Source organism: Flavobacterium sandaracinum (assembly GCF_004349135.1).
GTDB classification, from domain to species: Bacteria; Bacteroidota; Bacteroidia; order Flavobacteriales; family Flavobacteriaceae; genus Flavobacterium; species Flavobacterium sandaracinum.
Map to the genome: position 1 here is coordinate 1 of NZ_SMFN01000045.1, position 4,863 is coordinate 4,863.

2 protein-coding genes, 1 rRNA gene and 1 pseudogene are annotated in these 4,863 nt (G+C 35.0%); 2 read left to right on the forward strand and 2 right to left on the reverse strand.

Annotation, left to right across the window (positions count from 1 at the left end; translation table 11 throughout):
- The first annotated feature begins 81 nt into the window (after positions 1 to 81).
- Positions 82 to 191, forward strand: a 5S ribosomal RNA gene (gene rrf / locus E0F91_RS17415).
- 209 nt (positions 192 to 400) lie between these two features.
- On the opposite strand, the pseudogene E0F91_RS17420 reads toward rrf, so the two are convergent.
- Positions 401 to 1,321 (reverse strand): annotated as a pseudogene (locus E0F91_RS17420) (ISAon1 family transposase).
- A complete protein-coding gene (locus tag E0F91_RS17425; RefSeq protein ID WP_132067623.1) occupies positions 1,314 to 1,661 on the reverse strand; it encodes an ISAon1 family transposase N-terminal region protein in 348 nt (115 codons plus the stop codon). Before E0F91_RS17425 ends, E0F91_RS17420 begins: the two are co-directional and overlap by 8 nt.
- Positions 1,662 to 2,038: 377 nt before the next feature.
- Here E0F91_RS17425 and E0F91_RS17430 point away from each other — a divergent pair.
- Positions 2,039 to 4,863: hypothetical protein (locus E0F91_RS17430; protein WP_132067624.1), on the forward strand; the 2,825-nt coding region annotated here is incomplete at its 3' end.

The window sequence follows — 4,863 nt, forward strand, 5'->3', positions numbered from 1 at the left end:
GTATGTTAAGATATTATGTAATTGATGTTTATCAAATAATAAACAACATTACAGTAATTGCCCAAAGCAATTATAACCTCTTAAGGTGGTTATTGCGGCGGGGCTCACCTCTTCCCATCCCGAACAGAGTAGTTAAGCCCGCCTGCGCAGATGGTACTGCAGTTATGTGGGAGAGTATGTCGTCGCCTTTCTTTAAAAACCCTTCATCTAGAGATGAAGGGTTTTTTGTTATAAATACTTCTCAGTAGTAGAAAAGCATAGGATCATAACGAAAACCTGTGGAGTAGCAAAAATTAAGCRTAAATATTTGTTAGTCTGAAAAGGAAAAACTCTATGTTCCTCACGCCTCTAAATTGAGATCTAAACGCTTTTATTTTTGCATTAAAGGATTATTCACTTTTTATTTTTTTGTTTTGGAGTTCATGAATTTCATTTCTGCAGAAGCATTGGTACTTCTGTTGTCAAAATAGTTTAAGATTGACTTATAATTAAGAGTTAGGGTATTGAGTATAATATTAAAGTTTTTGAAACCTGATTCCTCTACATTTCTGTACTAATGTGCTAGTTTGGTCATCGCAATGTGTTTATCGTTGTTGTTATTATAAATACCGCGAAGCTGCTGACTTAAATTATACGCTTTCTTTATATCTGGATACAACCCAAATAGCATTTGCGCTCTTTCGTTTTGACGCTCAGTCCATTTTTCGCGAGATTTATAGAGTACATACCTGCTTCTTGCCAAAAGTTGTTTTACAGAATCTCCATTAGGCAAGAGTTCCGGTATATATGCTCTATTCTCTCTTTTGGCTTTCATTATCAATTGATTTTCAAGATCCATAGCCTCCCATCGTTGTTTGATTCTGATTTCTTGCATGGCTTCCAAAGCTAATTTTTGAACATGGAACCTATCTGTGACTTGTATTGCTCTGGGGAAACATTTTTTAGCGATCAACTTCATCGAATTAGCCATGTCAAGAGTGATTTCTTGAACACAAGCTCTTTTTTTATAATCAATCTTACAAATATGCTCTATGACCTTCTCTGCCTTAGTTCCGGCAACAATAGCAACTAAGCAGCTTTGTTTGCCTTTGAACTTCTTGTTGGTTACAATGGTATAAAGTTCTCCCTGAGACAAAGCCACTTCGTCAATCGATAAATGTGTGCCCATATTTTTAGGGTAAACAATCCACTGATGAGCGTGTTCTCGTGGAGCCCATGTATTAAAGGAACTCAGATGTTTTTTATACTGTCTTTGAAGTTTTTTTCCGTTAATCCCGAAAAACCTACCGATGGTGTGACAGTCGGTAGCGCTGTTATCTATTAATTTCTTTTAAAAAAGCCGCAAACTCTTCAGTCATGCGGGTTCCTTTAGCCACTAAAGTCCAATCTCTTTTAATAATTCCCCCAGTGGACTTATGAGTCCAGCGGCGTCTTTTGATATGCAAATACACAAACTTACCTCTTAGAGGAAAATCCTGAATGGTAATTTCATCCTGAAATCCTTTTGACACTAATTCAAGGGTATCAAACTCTTTTGGAGACTTTATTTTCTCCTCAAAATATAGGTGTAGTATTTCCTGTGTGTTATTAGCAGAAACTACCTCAAAGTGGTCAACTAAAAAATCAGGTAGCATGAATTTCAAAAGGTCTATTGAAGTCATCTCAAATTGTTAGATCGACAAATCTCTAATTTTTTTTCGACATTTCCTCCCCAAGTATTGTTCTTGATCCTTTAAATGTTTTTAGTTATCTAAAGTTTTTGAATTAACATGAAAAACTATCGTGGAGAATAAGGTGTAGTATAATGTTGTTAGTTATCAAAATATTGGATGTAAATTCAATATTATTCACTCATTTTATTTATTTAAGAACATACTCAACATAAATCTTAAACAATAATTTTTCTTATCGTTTGATTTCTTTAGCTATCTATCTTTTGTTAAATTTTTATTAATATTTTGTTAGGGAAATCGATTTAAATATTTAAATTTAAATCCAAAATTATTATACCTAAATTTTAATAACAATTTTCAGTTTTATGAAGAAAAAATTACTTTTATTTCTACTGTTTCATTTATTATTTGGTTTTTCTTTGAGTTCGAAAAATTTACCAGGCGACGAGAAATTAAATTATCTAAATTTTAAGTTGATCCCTGAATCGATTTCTTTAGACACTGTTAAAAAACAGATTAAAAAATCAAAATTTTTAAGAAATTTAAAAATCTCAGCTGTTTTACCTTCCCCTTTAACTGCTGCAGGAAGTTTATGCGGTGATGGTATCAATCCAGTACAAGTTAATATATCCGCTTTTGGAGTAAATGGAAATGAGATAATTGAGTGGTTTACTTCTCAGTCTTCTGTAATCCCCATTTATACAGGAAATATTTACAGTCCTAATATCAGTGCTACAAGAACTTATTATGTACAAAGTAGATTAGGCGGTGATATTAGTATTCGCGTTCCTGTAGTGGCTTCTGTTTATATTGTGCCTCCGGCTGTTACTTTGACTGTTTCTCCTGCAAATAATGTGTCTTCACCTTTATGTTTAGGTACTACAGTTACATTTACCGCTACTGGTGGGGGTGATCTTTTTGAATTTTCTGTTGATGGAGTTGTTAAGCAAGGTATGTCAACCAATACTACATACGTTACAAATACATTAACAGATGGTCAGGTAGTTCGAGTACGTACGCGCTATGCTGTTAATTTTGATGGGAATGTTACTGAAAAAGCTTGGGGAACAGGTGCACTTGAAGATAATTTTCTTTCGGCCCCGCTTTCAGCTAGTGCTAATACGGGATATATTAATTCTTTGAAAATTAGTCCCGCTGAAGATAAATTGACCTTCGGAATCACAGGAAAAGTATTAAGTAATAGAAGAATTTTGTTGTTCCTTGATACAAAATCTGGAGGGTTTAATATTTCAAATTATGGAGATGAATTAGGTTCAATTCCTGTAGTTAATGCATTCAACTATTTTAACAATAGCCCAAGTACATTTGACTCCTATTTTCAAGCAGATTATTGCTTAGCTATTGGAACTGATTTAGGCGAAAATAATTATAGCGCTGATATAATTGAACTGAGAACAGGTTTGTCAATTAAAACTAATATTGGAATTGTAGCTACTGGAAGCCCATCCTCTGTTATGGGAGTGGATAAAAATAATAGTGGAGTTAAAGACTATAATTTAGGCTTTGAAGTCGAAATTTTAAAATCACTTATTGGTTATACAACTGGGGATATTAAATTTTTTGCGATGACTATTGCTGACCAGGATGAAACAAATTATTCAGTTACTAATTCCTTTTTGAGTCCAGAGAGAGCTAGTAATTTAGATTACGGAAATGGAGCTATAGATTTTAATAGTAAGGATTCAAATCCAGTAGTAGTTGCTTCGTCTGCTTTAACACCTTGTTATGCAGAGGCGAATATTACTATGAGTTATGTTGAAAATCCAACAATAGCTACAGTTGGTGCAGATCAGTCTAAATGTGTTTTAACTAGCGATCCTTTAGGAGGTAATACACCCTTAGCTGGTGTGGGTTCTTGGTCTAAAAAATCCGGTCCCGGAGAGGTTAATTTTAGTGATGTTGCAAGTGGAACTTCTACAGCGAGGGTTACTGAGGAAGGGATTTATGTTTTTACTTGGACAATTTCAAATGGACAATGTACACCATCGTCAAGTGATATTAGCGTTGAATATAATATAACTCTTCCTCCTAGTGTTGATTCTGTTGTGCAGCCAAATTGTATAAATAATACTGGTAGTGTTGTATTGAATAACTTACCTTCTTTAGGTACTTGGACAATTACTCCATCTTTAGGTAGTCCTGTTTCCGGATCTGGAAGTAGTTATGAATTCAATGATTTAGTACCAGAGACAACTTATACGTTTACAGTAACCGGTTTAAATAATTGTCCTTCGGTTCCATCAGCAGCTGTGATAATTAATGCAGTTCCACTTCCTCCAGTTGTTCCGTCAACAGCCAGCGTAGTACAACCAACTTGCGCGACACCATCAGGAAGTATTTCCATCACTACACAATCGGGAGTAGAATATAGTTTGGATGGTACAACGTATCAATCTTCGAATACTTTTTCAGGATTGACACCTAATAATTATACTTTGTATGTAAGAAACACAGCTGATAATACTTGTGCTACACCTTCATCAACTGTAATTACGATTAATGCAGTTCCACTTCCTCCAGTTGTTCCAACAACAGCCAGCGTAGTGCAACCAACTTGTGCAACTCCATCAGGAAGTATTTCCATCACTACACAATCTGGAGTAGAATATAGTTTGGATGGAACAACGTATCAATCTTCGAATACTTTTTCAGGATTGACTCCAAACAATTATACTTTATATGTAAGGAATACAGCGGATAATACTTGTGTTACTCCTTCATCAACTGTAATAACGATTAATGCAGTTCCACTTCCTCCAGTTGTTCCAACAACAGCCAGCGTAGTGCAACCAACGTGTGCAACTCCATCAGGAAGTATTTCCATTACTACACAATCGGGAGTAGAATATAGTTTGGATGGAACAACGTATCAATCTTCGAATACTTTTTCTGGATTGACACCAAACAATTATACTTTGTATGTAAGAAATACAGCGGATAATACCTGTGTTACGCCTTCATCAACTGTAATTATGATTAATGCAGTTCCTCTTCCTCCAGTTGTTCCAACAACAGCCAGCGTAGTGCAACCAACGTGTGCAACTCCATCAGGAAGTATTTTCATCACTACACAATCGGGTGTAGAATACAGTTTGGATGGTACAACGTATCAATCTTCGAATACTTTTTCAGGATTGGCACCAAATAATTATACTTTGTATGTAAGAAA

Coding starts and splice junctions, on each gene's coding strand:
- E0F91_RS17425 (WP_132067623.1), bottom strand. CDS start 1,661: ATGACTTCAATAGACCTTTTGAAATTCATGCTACCTGATTTTTTAGTT.